We start from the raw sequence: 1,827 nt of genomic DNA, 5'->3' as shown, positions 1-1,827 counted from the left end.
CGGCGCGCACAGGATCCGCTTGCGCGGCACCCGCTTGCCCTCGATCGCCGCCACGGTGAGCCGCGCCGCCTCCGCGGCGATCTCCGCGAGCCCCCAGTCCACCGCGGACAGCGGCGGGGACAGCACCCGCGAGACGGGGTGGTTGTCGAACCCGACGACCGAGACGTCCCGGCCGACCGCGAGCGAGGCCTCCGCGGCCGCCGCGTACACCCCGTAGGCCAGCGAGTCGGAGAAGCAGAAGACGGCGGTGGCGGGCTCGGGGCGGGCGAGGACGCCACGCGCGACCGCCGTCGCCTCGCCCAACTCCTGCGGGCAGGGCGTGAGTTCGGTGACGAGGCCGAGCCGCTCCGCGGCCTCGCGCACGTACACGTCGGCGGGCCGGTCCGGGGTGCTCGGCCGGGTCGGCGTCAGCACGGTGATCCGGCGGTGGCCGAGGGCGTGCAGGTACTCCAGGACGGCGTCGATGCCCGCCCGGTTGTCGAAGATGACCTGGCCCGCGGTGCGCGCCTTCTGCAGCGAGTCCCCGATGGCCACCACCGGCAGCTCCTCGGCGATCGCCTTCCAGCCGGCCGCCGCCGGGTTCACCGGCGAGACGATGAGCGCGTCCACCCGCTGGTCGCGCAGCTGCTTGGCGAGCGCGAGCTCCCGGTCGGGGTCGCCGCCCGCGTCCAGGATCAGCGCGTACCGGTCGCCGGCCAGCAGTTCGCGGCCGATCGCCGCCGTCAGCTGCTGCTGGCACAGGTCCTGGAGGTCGCTGACGAGGACGCCGACCGTGCTGGTGCGGCCGCTGGCCAGGGCGCGGGCGATGGGGTCGACCTCGTAGCCGAGTTCGGCGGCGGCCTTGCGGACGCGCTCCTCGGTCTCCTTGGAGACCTGCTTGCCGCGCAGTGCGTAGGAGACGGCGGCGGTGGAGAGGCCGGTGGCCTCGGCCACTTCGCGAAGGGTGGTGCGCTTGCTGGGCCTGGCCATGCCCGAAAGCCTACCGGGCCCCTGCCCGCACCGCCCCGCACTGCCCCGCGGCCTTGCGGCCGGCCTTGACAGCCCGGCTTGTGAAGCGCTTAAGTGAAGCGAATCAGTTAAGCGGTTAACCTGCCGACCGGCACTCCCCGGAACAGCCGGTCCGTCAGCCGCCCGTCCGCCGGTCCGGGCAGCCGCTTCGCCTGTCGACCCGTCCGCCGGCCCGCCCGTCGATCCGAGGAACCGCCCCGTGCGCACCGACGTCCACCAGCACCTCTGGCCGCCCGAGTTCATCGAGCTGCTGCGCGCCCGCACGGCGCCCCCGCGGCTGGACGGCTGGACCCTGCACCTGGCGGGCGAGCCGCCGTACGAGGTGGACCCGGCCGATCACGACATCGCGGCCCGTACCCGTCTCGCCGCGGCCGACGGCCTGGACCTGGCCCTGATCTCCCTGTCCAGCCCGCTCGGCATCGAGTACCTGCCGCCCGCCGAGGCGGAGCCGCTGCTGGCCGCCTTCCACGACGGCGCCCTCGCGCTCCCGGCCCCGTTCGGCGTGTGGGCCTCCCCGTGTCTGACCGTCGACGGGCTCGCTGCGGCCGCGGTCGAACGCGCGCTGGACCGCGGCTGCGCCGGCCTCCAGCTTCCGGCCACCGCCCTTCAGGACGAGGGGAGTTGGGCGGCCATGGCGCCGCTGCTCACCCTCCTCGCCCGCCTCGGCAAGCCCCTCTTCGTCCATCCCGGAGCGGCCCCGCCCGCACCGGCAGGCGCCCCCGCCTGGTGGCCCGCGCTCGTCCCGTACGTCCACCAGATGCACGCGGCCTGGTTCGCCTTCCGGGCCTTCGGCCGCCCCCGCCACCCGGGCCTGCGCGT

The 1,827-nt window shown here is 75.5% G+C and carries 2 protein-coding genes; one reads left to right on the top strand and one right to left on the bottom strand.

The genetic code is table 11. The annotated features are described in order from the left end of the window. The coding region (locus G3I40_RS33865; RefSeq protein ID WP_164558668.1) for a LacI family DNA-binding transcriptional regulator at nucleotides 1-969 on the bottom strand (969 nt) is incomplete at its 3' end. A gap of 238 nt (nucleotides 970-1,207) precedes the next feature. Here G3I40_RS33865 and G3I40_RS33860 point away from each other — a divergent pair. Continuing rightward, the coding region (locus G3I40_RS33860) for an amidohydrolase (RefSeq protein ID WP_164558667.1) at nucleotides 1,208-1,827 on the top strand (620 nt) is incomplete at its 3' end.

It is taken from the genome of Streptomyces sp. SID14478 (genome assembly GCF_010548525.1).
In the GTDB taxonomy this organism is placed as follows: domain Bacteria; phylum Actinomycetota; class Actinomycetes; order Streptomycetales; family Streptomycetaceae; genus Streptomyces.
Note: the sequence above shows the minus strand (reverse complement) of the source record. Positions and strands in the feature narration are given on the sequence as shown.